Annotated in this window: 18 protein-coding genes and 2 pseudogenes; 1 reads left to right on the top strand and 19 read right to left on the bottom strand. The window is 46.6% G+C overall.

Annotated elements, in window-relative coordinates; genetic code table 11:
- Nucleotides 1-4: 4 nt before the first annotated feature.
- The 18 genes and pseudogenes from BLL41_RS13390 to rapH all read right to left on the bottom strand — a co-directional run bounded on the left by BLL41_RS13390 (nt 5) and on the right by rapH (nt 13,893).
- Entirely contained in the window at nt 5-895 is an 891-nt protein-coding gene (locus BLL41_RS13390; RefSeq protein WP_071578217.1) for a carbohydrate ABC transporter permease, read from the bottom strand.
- 3 nt (nt 896-898) lie between these two features.
- On the bottom strand, nt 899-1,828 hold the full coding sequence (locus tag BLL41_RS13385) for a carbohydrate ABC transporter permease (RefSeq protein ID WP_083428010.1): 930 nt from the start codon (nt 1,826-1,828) through the stop codon (nt 899-901).
- Nucleotides 1,825-3,108: an ABC transporter substrate-binding protein gene (locus BLL41_RS13380; RefSeq protein ID WP_071578215.1), complete on the bottom strand. Its 1,284-nt coding sequence runs from the start codon at nt 3,106-3,108 to the stop codon at nt 1,825-1,827. The genes BLL41_RS13385 and BLL41_RS13380 overlap by 4 nt, the downstream gene beginning before the upstream one ends.
- Nucleotides 3,109-3,211: 103 nt before the next feature.
- On the bottom strand, nt 3,212-4,318 hold the full coding sequence (gene yesN / locus BLL41_RS13375; protein WP_071578213.1) for a two-component system response regulator YesN: 1,107 nt from the start codon (nt 4,316-4,318) through the stop codon (nt 3,212-3,214).
- The gene (gene yesM, locus BLL41_RS13370; RefSeq protein ID WP_071578211.1) at nt 4,318-6,051 is read right to left on the bottom strand and encodes a two-component system sensor histidine kinase YesM; all 1,734 of its coding nucleotides are present in this window, start codon (nt 6,049-6,051) and stop codon (nt 4,318-4,320) included. The genes yesN and yesM overlap by 1 nt, the downstream gene beginning before the upstream one ends.
- Nucleotides 6,048-6,677, bottom strand: a complete 630-nt coding sequence (locus tag BLL41_RS13365) for a YesL family protein (protein ID WP_083428009.1) — start codon at nt 6,675-6,677, stop codon at nt 6,048-6,050. The genes yesM and BLL41_RS13365 overlap by 4 nt, the downstream gene beginning before the upstream one ends.
- Before the next feature lie 114 nt (nt 6,678-6,791).
- A pseudogene (locus tag BLL41_RS13360) lies at nt 6,792-7,117 on the bottom strand (YesK family protein).
- Nucleotides 7,114-7,656, bottom strand: a complete 543-nt coding sequence (locus BLL41_RS13355; protein ID WP_071578207.1) for a GNAT family N-acetyltransferase — start codon at nt 7,654-7,656, stop codon at nt 7,114-7,116. The pseudogene BLL41_RS13360 and the gene BLL41_RS13355 overlap by 4 nt, the downstream one beginning before the upstream one ends.
- Before the next feature lie 124 nt (nt 7,657-7,780).
- Nucleotides 7,781-8,350, bottom strand: coding sequence for a spore coat protein CotJC (cotJC, locus tag BLL41_RS13350; RefSeq protein ID WP_003219494.1), 570 nt, complete (start codon nt 8,348-8,350; stop codon nt 7,781-7,783).
- 14 nt (nt 8,351-8,364) lie between these two features.
- Nucleotides 8,365-8,628, bottom strand: a complete 264-nt coding sequence (gene cotJB, locus BLL41_RS13345) for a spore coat protein CotJB (protein ID WP_003219491.1) — start codon at nt 8,626-8,628, stop codon at nt 8,365-8,367.
- The gene (cotJA, locus tag BLL41_RS13340; RefSeq protein ID WP_003219489.1) at nt 8,612-8,860 is read right to left on the bottom strand and encodes a spore coat-associated protein CotJA; all 249 of its coding nucleotides are present in this window, start codon (nt 8,858-8,860) and stop codon (nt 8,612-8,614) included. The genes cotJB and cotJA overlap by 17 nt, the downstream gene beginning before the upstream one ends.
- 126 nt (nt 8,861-8,986) lie before the next feature.
- Nucleotides 8,987-9,855 (bottom strand): annotated as a pseudogene (locus BLL41_RS13335) (NmrA family NAD(P)-binding protein).
- Nucleotides 9,852-10,295 (bottom strand): nuclear transport factor 2 family protein, encoded by a 444-nt coding sequence (locus BLL41_RS13330; protein WP_071578203.1) that lies wholly within the window; start codon nt 10,293-10,295, stop codon nt 9,852-9,854. The pseudogene BLL41_RS13335 and the gene BLL41_RS13330 overlap by 4 nt, the downstream one beginning before the upstream one ends.
- Nucleotides 10,296-10,368: 73 nt before the next feature.
- Nucleotides 10,369-10,953: a TetR/AcrR family transcriptional regulator gene (locus BLL41_RS13325; RefSeq protein WP_071578202.1), complete on the bottom strand. Its 585-nt coding sequence runs from the start codon at nt 10,951-10,953 to the stop codon at nt 10,369-10,371.
- A gap of 114 nt (nt 10,954-11,067) precedes the next feature.
- On the bottom strand, nt 11,068-11,457 hold the full coding sequence (locus BLL41_RS13320) for a hypothetical protein (protein WP_371261919.1): 390 nt from the start codon (nt 11,455-11,457) through the stop codon (nt 11,068-11,070).
- A 257-nt stretch (nt 11,458-11,714) separates the two neighbouring features.
- Entirely contained in the window at nt 11,715-12,434 is a 720-nt protein-coding gene (locus tag BLL41_RS13315) for a YebC/PmpR family DNA-binding transcriptional regulator (RefSeq protein ID WP_071578200.1), read from the bottom strand.
- 159 nt (nt 12,435-12,593) lie between these two features.
- Nucleotides 12,594-12,773: a phosphatase RapH inhibitor PhrH gene (gene phrH, locus BLL41_RS13310; protein WP_071578199.1), complete on the bottom strand. Its 180-nt coding sequence runs from the start codon at nt 12,771-12,773 to the stop codon at nt 12,594-12,596.
- The gene (gene rapH, locus BLL41_RS13305; protein WP_071578198.1) at nt 12,763-13,893 is read right to left on the bottom strand and encodes a response regulator aspartate phosphatase RapH; all 1,131 of its coding nucleotides are present in this window, start codon (nt 13,891-13,893) and stop codon (nt 12,763-12,765) included. The genes phrH and rapH overlap by 11 nt, the downstream gene beginning before the upstream one ends.
- A 194-nt stretch (nt 13,894-14,087) precedes the next feature.
- Between rapH and BLL41_RS13300 the strand changes: the two genes are divergently transcribed.
- Nucleotides 14,088-14,786 carry a YetF domain-containing protein gene (locus BLL41_RS13300; RefSeq protein ID WP_071578197.1) on the top strand — a complete coding sequence of 233 codons (699 nt, stop codon included), beginning with the start codon at nt 14,088-14,090 and terminating at the stop codon, nt 14,784-14,786.
- A gap of 45 nt (nt 14,787-14,831) precedes the next feature.
- Here BLL41_RS13300 and BLL41_RS13295 read toward each other — a convergent pair whose 3' ends face one another.
- Nucleotides 14,832-15,992 carry a lysozyme inhibitor LprI family protein gene (locus BLL41_RS13295; RefSeq protein WP_071578196.1) on the bottom strand — a complete coding sequence of 387 codons (1,161 nt, stop codon included), beginning with the start codon at nt 15,990-15,992 and terminating at the stop codon, nt 14,832-14,834.
- Nucleotides 15,993-16,077 lie beyond the last annotated feature (85 nt).

Here is a 16,077-nt window from a genome sequence, read left to right as displayed (position 1 = left end):
CTTTTTATTTTAATCCGGTCGTACTGATGCCCTGAACGATATATTTCTGAAACAAAAAGAATACAAGAATCACAGGCAATAACGAAACGGCTGACATGGCAAACATCGCGCCCCAGTTCGAAGCCGATTCCGTATCGAGAAAAAGCTTCAGCGCAAGTGAAACAGGGTAAAGCTCCGGTTTATTCAAATACAAAAGCGGCTGAATCAGCTCCTCCCACTTCCAGTAGAAGGAGAAAATCGCAGACGTCGCAAGCGCCGGGGCAATCAGCGGGAGAATGATCCGCCAAAAGCAGGCAAAGCGCCCGCATCCGTCGATTCGCGCGGCCTCATCCAGCTCCTCGGGAATCGTCCGGATAAACTGGATCATCAGAAATATAAAAAACGCATGCCCGAAAAATTGCGGAACGACAATCGGTTTAAAGGAGTTCAGCCAGTCTAATTTCGCAAACATAATATACTGCGGAATCATCAGCACTTCATGGGGAAGCATTAAGGTCCCCATCATGCAAGCGAACCAAAACTTTTTTCCCTTAAACGGAATACGCGCAAATCCATACGCAATGACAGCCGATGACAGGACGGCGCCGATTGTTGAAAGCCCGACAATAATCGCCGAGTTTTTAATAAACGTCAGGAACGGCTGTCCCGCGATACCCTTCCACCCTTCAGTATAGTTACTGAGAATAAAAGGGTCGGGAACGAGAGAATGAGAGGTTGTAAAAATACTGGCGCTTTCCTTAAACGAGCTGACAAACAGCCAAATGACCGGGTACAGCAATAACACCGCCAGCGATACCGTAAAAACATGGAACAGTATGTGTTTGGGCCTGACGCGCCCAGCTTTTTTTCTCTCAAAAACCGGGACTTCTCTGACAGGCTGGTTGACCGGCTCCATCCGTCATTCCTCCTTTGACTCGTAGTGAACCCAATAGGACGATGTTTTAAACAGGATCAGCGTAATCAGCCCGACAATGACAAGCATGACCCACGCCATCGCTGATGCGTAGCCCATTTGAAAATAGTTAAACGCCCGCTGGAACAAATAGAGCGAATACAGAAGCGTCCCGTCAAGCGGCCCGCCCTCGCCCTTCGAAATGATATAGGCAGGTGTAAATGTCATAAAAGCAGAAATCGTCTGCATCACTAGGTTAAAGAAAATAATCGGTGTAAGGATCGGAAGCGTGATCTTGAAGAAACGCTGCACCCGATTTGCCCCATCCACACTTGCCGCTTCCAAATACGAAGACGGAATGTTTTTCAGCCCGGCCAGAAAAATCAGCATTGACGACCCGAACTGCCAGACGGACAGCAGAATCAATGTCCACAGCGCACTTGTCGGATTCTGGTACCAAAGAATTTTTTGATCAATCCCGACAAAAAACAGCAGCGCATTGATGACCCCGTCATTGCCAAAAATATTGCGCCACATAATCGCCACGGCGACGCTCCCGCCAATGATCGAAGGCAGATAAAAGAGCGTTCTGTAAATGGCCGTTCCTTTTGCTGCATTGTTTAAAATGACAGCGATAAAAAGTGCGAAGCCGAGGCGGAGCGGAACCCCGGCAAGCACATACGTAAACGTCACCTTCAGCGACTGCCAATACTTTTCGTCACCCGTGAACATTTCCTTAAAGTTGCCGAGCCCGATCCATTTCGGCGCCGTAAACAAGTCATAGCTTGTGAAGGACAGAAACAGGGACGCCCCCATCGGAATCACCGTAAAGCATAGGAATCCGATGATAAACGGAGAAATAAAAGCATATCCCGCCAGATTGTCTTTTCTCATACTCCGGCTTTGTTTCATTGCGTCAGCCCCATTTCCCGTCAATTATTCCTCTCTAATATCTCATTGGCCTTTTTCCGGAACGTTTTGGCGGCTTTTTCCGGCGATACCTTCTGATACAGAATCTGATCAGACGTGTCCTTCAGCAGCTTGATGACCTCCGTGCTTCCCACAGGCTCCGGCGGATCGGCTTTGCTGATGTTTTTTGATGCGGTTTCCACATACTTCACGATGTTGGCTTCTTCCTCATTCAGTTTCGGTTTAATCGCATCCGCCACCTTGTCGGATACTGGTACTCCCCGCTCGCCTTTGATCAGCATGTTTGCCTCTTTATTGTTCACGAAGAAATCAATAAATTTGGCGGCCTCTTTTTTATGCTCAGAGCTTTTCGGAATGGAAAACAGCATACTCGGCTTCAGTGTCAGCGCCTTTTCCTTCATTTGCTCCGGCGGCAGATAGAGAGACAGCGGCGAGTCTGTCAACCGGGCAAAGCCCAAATATTGATTGGAGTAGTTCCATGTAATCGCTGATTTTCCTTTGACGATAAAATCATCCTCCATCCCTTTAATCTGTGCGCTTTCATCAGGTGTTGGGGACGTTTTCGCTTTCACCAGCCTCAGCTGCCGTTCAAAATAATCGACAAACAGCTGATCATCCTGATATGCGAGGCCAGTGCCGTCTTCTTTATAAAAACGCTCACCCTTCGTGCGCAAATAATAAGGGAAGAATATATCAGGCGGATGCATTCCGTTGGAGCCGTAGACGCCGGCCTTTTCCTGAAGATCATACGCCAGCTTCTCGTAATCCTCCCACGTCCAGTTTTCCTGATTGATAGACACACCGGCTTTTTTCAGCAAATCCTCATTCGCAATCACAGACAGCACGTTGACGCCTAGCGTAAACCCATAGAGCTTATTATCAATTTTTCCGCCCGACAGCATATTCTCGTCGATTGAACTGACATCAATCGTTCCATCCTTTGTATACGGCGTTAAATCTTCCAGCTGGTTCTTCTTTCCGTATTGGGCTAAGTAAGCGGTATCCATTTGGATGACATCAGGAAGCTGGCCGGCGGCAGACATGGGCGCGAGCTTTTTCCAGTAGTCATCCCAGTTCGCAAATTCCGCTTCAATATGGACGTGCGGATTCTTTTTCTCGTAAAGTTCAATTACCTTTGTTGTATAATCATGCCTTGGCTGCCCGCCCCACCATGCGATTCTGAGTGTAACGTCTTCTTTTTTCCCCGAGGCCTCTTCACCCGCTGAACAACCGCTGAAAAAAAAGACGCAGACAAGCGATAACAGCACGTAACAAATCTTCTTCAAACCAATCCCCCCTTTAATGTAAGTGCTTACATTTTATTTTAAAGCGTTCGGATAGGGCGAAACACTCAAAAAACAGTGGCGAAAGTCAAAAAAACAGAGATGGCTATCCTGCGGAAGCGCCTCCCTGTTTTCTTCTGAATTCTGACGGTGTCAGACCGGTATATTTTTTAAAAACAAGACTGAAATACTTCGGATTATCGCCAAACCCGATTTCTTCAGCAATCTCTGATACACTCGCGTCCCGCCTCATTTTCATCTGCTTCATCGCATACTCAAGACGCACTCGTGTAACATATTGGGAAAATTTTTCGCCTGTTTCCTGCTTAAATAACTTCCCGAGATAATCAGGATTCATAAACAGCATATCCTTCGCCGCCCATTTTAAGGACAGATTCGGATTTCCGAGCTCGTCGGCAATAAGCCTGATCATTTTTGAAATCACTGCGCTCCCGTGCAGGTCACCAGACGCTTCAGCTGTGTCACGAAACAGCTGCCCCGCGTGCCGGAGTTCTCCCGCCTGACTGATGGCCAGCTTGCGGTCCGCAAAAACCTCCGCCGCCTTTTCAGCGGCATTCTCCTCTACGGCGAGCACGGTCCATTCTCCGCTGCTGCAAACCGCTGTAAGTGCCGACCCGAGTGCCTCTCTGGCTGCGGCATCAATAGATTGTTCCCCTTTTAAGATCAAGAGGCGCACCTTTTTTCCGGCAAGTGAAGGCGGAGGAGACAGCTGGACGACACCGGCGATCAAGCCTTCCAAGTATTGATCGGCAGCAAAGGAGCGGATATGGTCAAGCTCGTGTATCAGGTGGTCTGTTTTCTTTTTCCGCACATCTTGCCGCTTCAGCTCAGCAATGATTTCCTCCAGCGAGCTGATAATCTGCTGTTCATTGCAAGGCTTCAGCAAATAATGCTTCACCCCATATTTCATAGCTTCCTTTGCGTACTCAAACTCTCCAAACCCGGACAGGACGATAAACTGCACCGACGGGCTGACGGCTGATACCTTTTTGATCAGCTCAAGCCCGTCCATGCCAGGCATTTTGACGTCTGTGATGACGATATGCGGCTGCTTATGTACAATCTTTTCATATGCTTCATGTCCGTTCTGCGCTTTACCGATCAGTGAAGCGCCAAGCGTCTCCCACTCAATGATTCCCGCCATTCCATCAAGGATAATCCTCTCATCATCAGCCAGCAGTATTTTATACATTACACCACCTCATTTCGGCACGGTATTGTGATCACAATCCTCGTTCCCTTTTCATGCTTACTTTGAATACGCAATCCGTATGGCTCTCCGAATGTCAGGCTGATGCGCTCACGAATATTCCACAGTCCGATTCCTCTTCCTCCTGTTGATTCAAGAATCCGTTCATCCATGCCAGGGCCGTTATCTTCGACCGTCATACAGACACAGTCCTTCGCCTTTTTCGCCTGAATCCGGATGGCGCATGGCCTTGTAAAGGGTTCAAGCGCGTATTGAATCGCATTTTCCGCAAGCGGCTGGAGCGTCAGTTTCGGAATGAGGCAATGCTTGACCTCATCGTCAATATCCAACGAGAAGTTCAGACGCTCTTCAAATCGAAATCGCTGAATAGTCATATAGTGGAGTACGATGTCCGCCTCCTCTTGAATGGTCACGATATCCTTCTTCATATGTATGCTGTTTCGCAGAAGAAAACCGAGCGATTCCACCATTTTAGAGATTTGCTTTTGCTGATTCGCCTTTGCGAGCCAATTGATTGACTCGAGCGTGTTATATAAAAAATGCGGGTTGATCTGGGCTTGCAGTGCTTTCAATTCGGTTTCTTTAATGATGAGCTGTTTTTCCACATTTTCTTCCATCAGCTCATTAATTCGTTTCATCATGACAGTAAAATGGCGGTTCAGCATGCCAGCCTCATCTTGTGTCTGCTCCGGCAGAGAAAGCGACACACCCGCTTCAATGCCGCCGTGCTGTACCGATTTCATCGCGGTCACAAGCTGTTCAATCGGCTCCGTGATGCTGTTGGCGATTTTCCTTCCGAAAAGCAAAACCACACAGAAAAAGAGAAGAAAGCATGTACCAATCACTGTTTTCATAAAGGAAATTTTTGCGAACATCTGATCAAAGGGGATGACGTTATAGTAGCTCCAATTTTGATAGGATGATTGAAGGTAAGAAATAAAGTAACGTTTGCCATTCTTTTTTATCAAGTCATAACCTGGGTGCTTCAGCGTCTCCTTTGCTGCCTCAGGAACATGCGCTGATGCATGTGCCGTATACACCAAATTCCCGCCTTGGTCAGCAATCATAATGTCTCCGACTGAATCGCCCCAATCCTTCGGCACATCACGAATCATCTGTTTGATATTGACTTGGATCAGCACCATGCCCAAGCCGTTCAAACTCAGCTGGTGATAGGCTCTGATCTGCCGTGCTGAAATCAGGACGGGATCAGAGCCGCCGAGCGTCATCCAAAGATTTCTTCCATTTTTCGCCTTCGCTCGCTTAAATACCTCTTCCTGCTCCTGCTTCAAAAGATCTGAAGAACTGCTTCCGGCTGAATACTCTGCGCCGCGGGCATCAATTAAATGAATGGAATCGATGTACTTTTCATCGCTGGCATATCCCGCAAGCTGATCCCAGAGCTCCTGCTTCATTTGATATTGATCATACGTATCATCCCGATTTTGCATGCTCAGGATGCGCTGAATCTGTTCGTCTGTAATGATTTCATATGACACATCCTCTATCTTTTTCAGCTCGTCTTCGATCCTTTCAGAAGACATCCGCAGCACCTCCGAGGACTTGCGGTAAATCTGTTCATCATACACATGAAAGGCATACTGCACCCCGCTGTATACAAACAGAAAGGATACGGCCATAATCAACGATAGAAACACAAACAGCTTATCCTTAATCTTCATCCGCCTGTACCAGCCAGCAACTCTTTTCTTCATGCCGCCTTTTCTTTCTCCTGCCGCTGATCCATTGACCGAAACGCTTTAAAGGACAGCTTCGTTAAGATCAGGCTGAGCAAACTCCCGCTGAAAAACAGCAAAAATGTGACATGAAACAGAACGAGACAAAGCACACCGACAGCGCCCGCCGCCATCAAAAGCGTCACCGCCGGGCGGCTGAAGGCAATCAAAAAGCTGATGCTTAGCACCTCTTTGATTTTCACGTCAAAATGAGAGAACACCGGGAACACATACAGCACAACAAACGCGAAAATCAAGCTGATGCTCAGGAACACGTTGACGAGCACAGGCTGATCCATCTGAGCCGCGATCCGCATATCCGCAAACAGAAACAGGGCAGCCGTTACAACGATAAGCCCGAGGATCTGTGATGCCCGCCATTCCTTTTTAAACGCCCGAAAAAAGACAGAAAACACCGGGGCATCTGTATTCCCCTTCGCCCATTCTCTCGCCACTGTAAACATCGCGGCAGTAGCGGGCATCAGCCCAAACACAACCAGGCCTGCAAGAGAAAACAAAATCCAAAGCACATTCAAATAGGCCAGTCTCATCACCCACGTACAAAAACGATCCAGCCCATTTGTCACACTGTGTATCATCAACATCACCTTCCCGCTACGGAAAACGCTTTCATTTTAAAGTAATATGTATTTCTCCTTTCGAAAGAAAATTCCTGCCGTTCTGTGAAAATTTCGACATAATGAGAGACGGCAGCAGCCTTATCTTTTCCTGTAACGCCGGATGGCCTTATCGAGCAAATATCCGGCAATGGCTCCGCAAATGACATTGAACCCAAGCATTCCGAGCGCAGCCCTAGCCGCGTACATACACGAGGCTGTACCAGATCGCAAACATACCAAGGACGATCAGCCCGGCCAATATCCATTCCGGCCGGCTTTTGTCAGGAAACTTCATCCGCATCAAAGCAGATACGCCAGTGAACAGACAAGCCGTCACGATCCCTTTCATAAATAAAATTGGCCACACCATCGCCTGCCCTCCTTTTTAGAAAAAGACAAAAAAGCCTCCTTGAAAGGACGCTTATTCTGCCGTAATCTCTTTCTCAAACAAATGATATCCGGATGCATCAGCACCCATGAATTCATATCCCATACGCCGATAAAAGGAATGCAAGGCGTCGTTATCAGCGACACAGTCAAGCCGGATCCGCGTTTTTCTTGGAAAGTGTATGCCCGTCTCCGCCCACTGAAGAACGCGTGCTCCAAGTCCTTGTCCCGCAAACCGGCGGCTTACTGCGAGGCGGTGCAAATAAATAGACTCCTCATGCCCATCGTCTCCCCAAAGCGTCCGGTCCCACTCACTCGGTTCAGGCAGCAGCATCACGACAGCCGCAAGCTCTTCATCTTTTTTAAACACAAACACATGTCCATCTGCAATTGAACCCGTGATATCATGTGTATCGTGGCCTTCCAGCAGTCCGCTCCATTGGTTAGAACCCCGATCCCGGAGCCATTCAGCTGTTCGGACGAGCAATCCAGTAATCGATTCTGCATCCTCATAGACGGCCGGACACGCGTAAAATCCATCTGCAATCGTTTCGTTCTTCATCTTAAAAGCTGACATAAAGGCCTCCCAATCAAAAAGTAAGCTTGCACACACACCTTGATTATAATGCAGACCAAACCGCAAAAACAGACCATTTTCTCTGTATGTAAAAGGGTGTATGAAAGAGAGGCCAATCTGCCTATTAGAAAATCTTCTTTTTATCCCGTTCTTCTTTTAAAATTTCAACCGCTTCCCTGAAGCGCATGGAGTGCACAATTTCACGCTCACGCAAAAAACGCAGGGAATCGTTTAAATCAGGATCATCCGAAATATCAATCAGCCATTGATACGTCGCCCGCGCCTTTTCTTCTGCGGCAATATCTTCATATAAATCGGCAATCGGATCGCCCTTCGCTTGGATATAGCTCGCGGTAAACGGCACGCCCGCCGCATTGTGATAAAATAGTGCACCATCGTGATTGGCGTAGTGATCGCCAAGCCCCGCTTCGCGTAGCTGCTCCGGTGTGGCGTCTTTAGTTAACTTATAGACCATGGTCGCAATCATTTCCAAATGGGCAAACTCCTCCGTGCCGATGTCTGTTAAAAGGCCGATGACCTTATCAGGAATCGTATAACGCTGGTTCAAATAACGGAGAGCCGCGGCCAGCTCGCCGTCCGCTCCGCCATACTGCTCAATCAAATACTTCGCCAGCGTCGGGTTGCACGTACTGACCTTGACAGGGTATTGCAGCTTCTTTTCATACACCCACATTCAGGCATTCCTCCTTATACTTGCCACGGCCATGGCCCTTTTCCCCAATCCCAATCCTTGCCCGCGGGGCTGTTGCCAAACTGCAGAAGCGGTCCGTAAGAGGATTCGAACTGTCTTTTTAAGTGCCTTGAATAGCCGGAATATTGATTGAATTGCTTCAGCGCATCCTCATCATGAGGATGTGTATTTAAATAAAGACTCAGCTCAACAAGCACAAAATCAGCAGCCTGTATTTGCTCAAGCTGGCGATAATATTCGGCGTCAACCTTTTTTGCCATGTGCGTCTCCCCCTCGATAAGGGTTTTCATAAAAATCATAGAGATCCTTCCAAAGGGTGCCTTTCCTCAAAGCCTCCATCGGCGAAAACTGCTCCATGTGCTCAGGCTGAAAGGTCATATAAAGGTTAGGGGGCGTTCTGTAATATTTCTTCCCTATGGGCGGACAGGGATCAAAACGGCTGTGAAAGGGCGTATATGATTTGACAGGCGTAAACGGCTGCATATCCTTCATTCCGGCTCCTCCTTTCTCAAAAACAATGACCTTAATAGGTATGAGGCAGGAGGCATGATTATGACTGAAACACAACTTAGCTTTTTCAATAAGAAGACCTTCGGAAGAGCCGAAGGTCTTTCTAGACTATTCAGTCCAAAATGAGGTCAGTGTTTCCAATATGCAGCATGAGCAGCCGCAAACTCTGAGAGCGAACGTGGTTCTTTTCCTGTCACACGCTTCACTGTATCCGTTACCCGATGTTCCGCACCATGGCTGATTGCTTCATCTAGCCCCGCCATAAAACCGGCATAATCAGCCGGCAAACCAGCTGCCTCCATCCTATTCTGCAGCTCAGAACGAGAAATGCTGACATGCTCCACCCGGCGTCCCGCCGCAGCACCGATGATCTCTGACGCTTCGGCATAGCTCAGCGCCTCTGGTCCTGTCAGGATATGATGTGTTTGATGAGGGACGGCATCAATCAAAGCACGGACAGCTGTTTCTGCGATGTCATCAGCATCAATGAATCCTAGCTTTCCCTCGCCCGAAGCCGTGATGATGCGCTCCTCATTTTGAATCGACATTCGATGCTGGACATTGATGAAATTTTGCATAAAGTATGAAGGCCGCAGTACCGTCCATTCTGGAAACTCGCGCACTGCTTGGTGAAGCGCGCCAAACACAGGACCATTCTCGGAGACAACAGACGCACTTTGCATCACTACCCGCTTTGCACCGAGACGCCTTGCTTCCTTTAAAAAGGGAAGCACATAGGGAGCCGGATCAAGTACACCGACCGGAGCAACAAGATAGATGTCTTTTACCTGTTCTAGGGCAGGCGTAAAACTGGAGGCGTCCTTCCAATCAAAATACACATACTCTGCATTAGCAAGCGCACCCTTTTTTCGGCTTGCAATACGCACTCTGTACCCCAGCTGTATTAAACGGCTGGCGATTCGGCTGCCGACTGTGCCGGTCCCGCCCGTGATTAAAATCGGATTCTGTTTCATCATTTTCCACTCTCCTCTGTTTGCAAAAGTGATCCTCCAAAGGCCTCTTTTACAACAAGCGGATTCCAATAATCCTTATAACACACAATGCGGCCATCTCTTGTTTCGATAACACTGATATAGCTTTGGCGATAAGGCAGCCCAGTCTCAACCACATGGCCGTCACATTGAAACTCCGCAATCATCGTATTCGTATCTGCTGAACGGTACACTGTCGGAGCGGTAAATGAAGAAAGATGAATCTGCTTAGGATAATCTTTAATATAATCGTAAATGGCCGCTTTCCCTTCTATTCTTTTTGGTGATCCCTCCGGCGCATAAGGAAACTCAAATACAGCATTCTCATCCCAAAGCTCCACCCAGCTCTTCATGTCCTTCTCAAGCATATAAGCCATAAACTTTCTCAATGTTTCACATGCTTTTTCAAATTCATTCATCAACATTCACCTCATTTTTTATTTTCAGACCATTCAGTCCAAAAAATGCACACATGGGCAAAGAATTCTTTACCACATGTTAGTCAAGCACTGATAAACTCACGTCAACATGGTCCTGAAGACGATCCATATCTGCCGTCACTTTCGCAATAAATGTCAGTGACAGCCTGCTTTGATTCAGGTACCGGGCAAGCGCAGATATATCAGGATCTTCGCCATTCAATTCTCCTTGATCCTTCGCCCTTAAAAGCGCATGATAAAAAGCGTCCTCAAGCTGCTTGGATTGCCTTTCAAAATACCGGGCAAGCTCAGGGTCATGCGGGATCTGTTCAATCGCGCTGTTCATAATGTAGCACGCCTTCGCCCGTTCCCGATCCCTCAGGGCATTGACACCCTCCTGAAAAATATCACGAATGGCTTCCTTTACAGATCCTGGCGCTTCAAGCCTTTCCATAACAGCAGTGTTTTTCCCTTCAAGATACGTTTTCACAGCGGACAAAAACAAATCACGCTTCGTGCCGTACGTATCATACAAGCTCTGGCGCGCAATGCCTAAATGAGAGAGCAGTTCCTGAAGAGACGTTCCTTCGTAGCCATACTCTCCGAAAACCTCTATCGCCCTATGAAGAACAAGCGCCGTATCAAATTCTTTATTCCTCCCCAAAAAACGATCACCTCCTGAAACAAATGTTACCAGTTTTTAGACTGAACAGTCAAGAAAAAAAGGTAAAAAACACTCTTGATCTGCAAGAGTGTCCCCTTTTTACCATCATCTTCTTTATTTAAAGCCGTCTTTTCCCCAATGGCCCATATGGTGGTGATGGTGGCCATAATGACCATCATGATGATGGTGGTGATTATCCTTACCAACATGGTGATGGTGGTGATGAAGATTATCTTTTCCATCATGGTGATGGTGATAATAGTGGTGATGTCCATCGTTTTCATGATGCATGCTCGGAAAGCTTACAGCTCCCGGAGAGCCTCCATAACCGCCGCTTGGGTAACCACCGCCGTACGCACCATATCCCGGATAGCCGCCGACTCCTCCATGCATGCCATAGCCTGGATACCCTCCAGACATGCCGTAGCCTGGGTAGCCCCCATACATCCCATGACCTGGGTAACCCCCAAACATGCCGCCGTAGCCTGGGTAGCCTCCGTACATCCCATAGCCCGGATAGCCTAGTCCTCCATACATGCCAAACCCCGGACGGCCAATGCCGTAGCCTGGAAAAGCGCCAAAACCAGGTCCGCCATAGATCTGTCTTGTATCAGTATCAGTCATATTCACTCTCTCCTTCACTTAGGTTACAGTCCAGAGTATGAGAATACCTTACAGATCGTATAGGCGGTCGCCTACATACAGCTAAAACAATTTCTAGGACAAAAAAAGAAAGCAGGCTATAACAGCCTGCTCACTCCTTACTCGCCTAAATCAACGTTATGATACACCTGCTGAACGTCTTCCAAATCCTCTAAGGCATCAATCAGTTTTTCAAACTGTTCCTTCGCATCATCCGGAAGCGTTACTTCGCTTTGCGCAAGCATTGTCAGCTCCGCTACTGTAAATTCCTCAACGCCCGCGTTTTTAAACGCCTCTTGAACCACATGGAATTGATCAGGCTCGGCATATACGATCACGCTGTCTTCCTCTTCCAAAATGTCACGGACATCGACATCCGCTTCCATCAAGATTTCAAGCGCTTCGTCAGCTGTTTTGCCTTCCACACCGATTACAGCCGTCGCGTCAAACATGTAAGCAACAGATCCGCTCACACCCATGTTTCCGCCGTTTTTCCCGAACGCCGCACGCACTTCCGGCGCCGTACGGTTTACATTATTCGTCAGCGCATCAACGATAATCATTGATCCGTTCGGCCCGAAGCCCTCATAACGAAGCTCATCGTAATTCTCTTCCGCTCCGCCCTTCGCTTTCTCGATCGCACGCTCAATGATGTTTTTCGGCACGCTGTAAGTCTTCGCGCGCTCAAGCACAACCTTCAGTGCCTGGTTAGATTCCGGATCAGGCTCGCCCTGCTTCGCCGCCACGTAAATCTCACGGCCAAACTTCGCATAAATCCGACTCGTATTCGCGTCCTTAGACGCCTTCTTCTCTTTAATATTGTTCCACTTACGGCCCATGATGTTCCACTCTCTTTCATATATATCAATCTAAATGCTGTTATTCACTTTATCCATTATACCTCAAATGGTTTGGTTGTTTCGAGTGTCTTGCGTTAGAAATAGAAGGAATGCCGCGATGTGGAAAATTGAACGTCTTCCGTAAAGCAAGAAAAAGCCCTAGCTAAGGGCTTTCTTCTTCTGATCACTCATGAATTTGTAAGGGGAATGATCAATATACGTCGTATTTCGATCTGTTGATTCCTTAACGCCGCCCGAGTTTGTCAGGAATGGAAACGAAATGCTTCCGAAAACTAGAGTAACAGCCAGGCACATCATCACTTTTTTCTTAATAGGCATATAAACACTCTCCTTTTAGAATATCTTCTTGAGCTTTCAGCACTTTCCGATAAAACGCAGCAGCTTGTTCAAAGTGACAGCTGCTTTCAAACACAGCGGCAGCACTCCGGGCACATGCTTCAATGTACGCGTGCAGGTTCTTTTTTTCGAAATAGCTTAAAAGATCATGAATTTTGCGTTCATCAACAGTCTCCTTGTACACGGCCTCTAAGAACAGAAACAATTCTTTATAAAATTTGTGAGAACGTGCTGTGATACGGTTTAGCCCTTCTTCTATGAAATGAAACGCCTTCTGTGTCTGGCCCGCTTTACATAATGTCCAGCTTAATCCAAACAAGACTTTCGGAAGCAGATCAGGGACTTTCTCTCTGCTTACTTTCGCCGCTTTTTGGAAATGTTCTACAGCCATCTGATCGTCTCCTGATCTGTCATAGCTGTTCGCGATGTTCAATAGAGAAATAGCGATAAACCTGTCATTTTCAATGTCCATTGCCAATTCCAGCGCCGCTTCTAAGTGCGGGAGCGCTTTATCATAATGTTTGAAATCATCATAGTTGCCGGCGATCACAAACAAGCTTTGTATGGTTCTAATGCTGTATAAGGGATGGTTTTGATAAATGTCTAAGGCTTGAAGAATATGATGCATCGACACATGGGTTTGCTTCATGTGATAATACGCTTCTGCCACTTTAAAATGGAATTCCGCTTTCTCAATTTCATCAGACACAACCGGCAGTTCTTTCTCCGCCTCGCGATAAAACCCGATTGCTTCCACATATTCTTTTTGGTCAAATTCATACATGCCGCGGAAAAACAAAGAGTAGTATTTCAAAAGGCCTGTGAGTTTTTTCTGAGGGGTCTCAATCGTTTCAAGAAGCTCTGTCACTGTAGGGCGATTCCCGTATGTTTGTCCCGGCTCCAAATAATCCAGCATCAGCTGGTGCCGAAAACACATCAGAGAATAATAGATCAGCAAATCCTGATCCTCTTCCATCTGCTGAATGTCCTGCTCCACCTCCGCTTTCAGAATCTCAGCATCCGGAACACTGAACTGGCGAATCATTTTATACCATTCATTAATCTTAACACCTACACGCGAAGACGGTATGGCTTGACTCAACGGCTTCCCTCCTTCTCTATGAGATATGTCATATTCTATCAATCCCAAATTTTGAAAACAATACAGAAGGAAGAATTTTCTTTTTCATCCTGTCAAAAGCATTCAAATCCCCTTTTTTAAAAGCTTTTAATGAAAATAAAAAAACAAAAGCATGGGAACACTATGAATAGATCCTATGTAAAGGAGAATGGCCGATGCCAATCACACAACTGATCATTAGACTTTTCATCGCCTTTATCACATTGCTGGTGTTAACAAGACTGATGGGCAGAAAAGAAATCTCCCAGATGACCTTTTTTAACTTTGTTTCAGCCATATCCATTGGAACGATCGGGGCCTCGCTTGCCATTGACTCAACAATCAGTATGAGAAATGGATTCATCGCCTTGTTGGTGTGGAGCGCTTTTACAATCATCATCGGGTTTCTGGATATTACATTCCCCGCTTTTCGGTATGCGGTTGTAGGACAGCCTGTCATTCTGATTAAAAAAGGGAAAATCATGGAGAAGGAGCTTAGAAAAGCCCGAATTGATATCGATACTTTGCAAACTTCGCTTCGCAAAAAAAATATATTTTCAATTGCCGAAGTGGATTATGCTATTTTCGAATCGGACGGCACTGTATCTGTTTTGAAAAAGGAAGCACACCAAAGCGTGACAAAAAAGGATATGAACATACAAAGAGCAAACGCGAAAGTATCTCATTCCGCTTCAGTCATAGCTGATGGAAAAGTGAGAGAAGACAATTTAAAAAAATTGCATCTGAACAGGCAATGGTTGATGGATCGGCTAAAAGAAGCAGGCATCCAAAATCCTAAAGAAGTATTTTATGCAGAAGTTCAAACAGACGGCACACTGTATATCGATAAAAAAGAGGATTCATTACCTGAATAAAAAAGACCTGTGCCTGCAACATTGTTGCGGCACAAGGCCCTTCACTTATTTCATATACGTATTCACCAGCTCGTAACAGCGCTCTTTCGTCTGTTTGGCAAGCTCTTCCGTTTGGACGACTCGGGATAATGAACCGCCGCCCTCCTCATCATATCGTTTCTGGGCCGCAGCATCCCTATCCTTCATCCATTGGCGCTGTTTCACTTTTAATGCTGCCATGTCTGGGGCAGAAAGCTGCTTTTGCAGCACGCCGTATATCTCGTTCAGCAATCCGTCCCACATTTGATAATTGTAGCCGTAATCCTCAATCATCTGATAATCACTTTGATAATCATTGTGCTTTTCTTTCTTTTCTGCCGCAGACAATTTCACAACATAATCTGTTTTTGTGTTTCCCGTTGTCTGCTCACTGCTCTGTGTATCCGCTGTATCAGGCAATGCGGTTTCCGCAGTCTTCTGAGCTGTCTCTTGCTCCGGGGCCTCAGTCTCGTTTTCATTATCACTTACCAGACTGGTATCCTTTGAGCTGATCGCCGCCTGTCTTTCCCCATTTGAACTTTTCACATTGAAAAGATAAGCTGTTCCGCCGGCAGCCTTCGATTCATAGGACTTCACAAATTCCGCCGTTTCACCGTTTCTAGACAGAATCGTTTTCGCTTCTTCTTTTGTCAGCTTGATATCATCCCCTTGAAGCGACTTACTGTCCCAATTGTTGATCTTCCAATCGCCATCTTCCTGCACCAATTCAAACGTCCATAACGTGCCCATGTTGTTTAATTCTGTTGCCGGATCTATTGATGAAGCCTCTATCCTATTCTTGTTCTGTTCATATGTAAAACGCACATCGAAATCAGTGCCGGGTTGAAAAGGAGCATCACACTCGCAATAGTACTCTCCGGCCAAATCCTTTAAGGTCTGATCTGCAAACGTCTCTGTTGCATAAGGCAGCACACTGGGCAGCAGCTTGCTGAATTCAGCCTTATTCGCTGTGCTCCAGCCGTTTTCTTTTCCCGCTTTATCAAATGCATTGAAGATCGAATCAATATCGTTTTTCAAAGCTGATTTTACTTCCTGCTCCGTCAGCTTCGCAACGCTCGCCTTCTTCACAGTTTGCTTTTCTTGATCCTTATCAGAAGCTCCGCTATTAGAACACGCCGATAATAGGAATAAAATAGATAAAAGCAGCGCACCCAATTTATAACTCATTGTCTCTTCTCACCCTTCTGTTCTCTCATGGTAGCTTTCTAATTTTATAGGTCTTTTGTCGGTTTGTACATTTCATTTTTACAGA

This window comes from Bacillus sp. FMQ74, from assembly GCF_001875785.1.
In the GTDB taxonomy this organism is placed as follows: Bacteria; Bacillota; Bacilli; order Bacillales; family Bacillaceae; genus Bacillus; species Bacillus stercoris.
Note: the sequence above shows the minus strand (reverse complement) of the source record. Positions and strands in the feature narration are given on the sequence as shown.

Excerpts from the sequence above, each read along its gene's own strand:
- phrH (WP_071578199.1), bottom strand. The coding sequence starts at position 12,773 with ATGCCTATTAAGAAAAAAGTGATGATGTGCCTGGCTGTTACTCTAGTT.
- BLL41_RS13365 (WP_083428009.1), bottom strand. The coding sequence starts at position 6,677 with ATGTTGATGATACACAGTGTGACAAATGGGCTGGATCGTTTTTGTACG.
- BLL41_RS13315 (WP_071578200.1), bottom strand. The coding sequence starts at position 12,434 with ATGGGCCGTAAGTGGAACAATATTAAAGAGAAGAAGGCGTCTAAGGAC.
- BLL41_RS13390 (WP_071578217.1), bottom strand. The coding sequence starts at position 895 with ATGGAGCCGGTCAACCAGCCTGTCAGAGAAGTCCCGGTTTTTGAGAGA.
- BLL41_RS13295 (WP_071578196.1), bottom strand. The coding sequence starts at position 15,992 with ATGAGTTATAAATTGGGTGCGCTGCTTTTATCTATTTTATTCCTATTA.
- yesM (WP_071578211.1), bottom strand. The coding sequence starts at position 6,051 with ATGAAGAAAAGAGTTGCTGGCTGGTACAGGCGGATGAAGATTAAGGAT.
- BLL41_RS13330 (WP_071578203.1), bottom strand. The coding sequence starts at position 10,295 with ATGTTGATGAATGAATTTGAAAAAGCATGTGAAACATTGAGAAAGTTT.
- cotJC (WP_003219494.1), bottom strand. The coding sequence starts at position 8,350 with ATGTGGGTGTATGAAAAGAAGCTGCAATACCCTGTCAAGGTCAGTACG.
- yesN (WP_071578213.1), bottom strand. The coding sequence starts at position 4,318 with ATGTATAAAATACTGCTGGCTGATGATGAGAGGATTATCCTTGATGGA.
- BLL41_RS13320 (WP_371261919.1), bottom strand. The coding sequence starts at position 11,457 with ATGTACGGAGGCTACCCAGGCTACGGCGGCATGTTTGGGGGTTACCCA.
- cotJA (WP_003219489.1), bottom strand. The coding sequence starts at position 8,860 with ATGAAGGATATGCAGCCGTTTACGCCTGTCAAATCATATACGCCCTTT.
- BLL41_RS13300 (WP_071578197.1), top strand. The coding sequence starts at position 14,088 with ATGCCAATCACACAACTGATCATTAGACTTTTCATCGCCTTTATCACA.
- cotJB (WP_003219491.1), bottom strand. The coding sequence starts at position 8,628 with ATGGCAAAAAAGGTTGACGCCGAATATTATCGCCAGCTTGAGCAAATA.
- BLL41_RS13355 (WP_071578207.1), bottom strand. The coding sequence starts at position 7,656 with ATGTCAGCTTTTAAGATGAAGAACGAAACGATTGCAGATGGATTTTAC.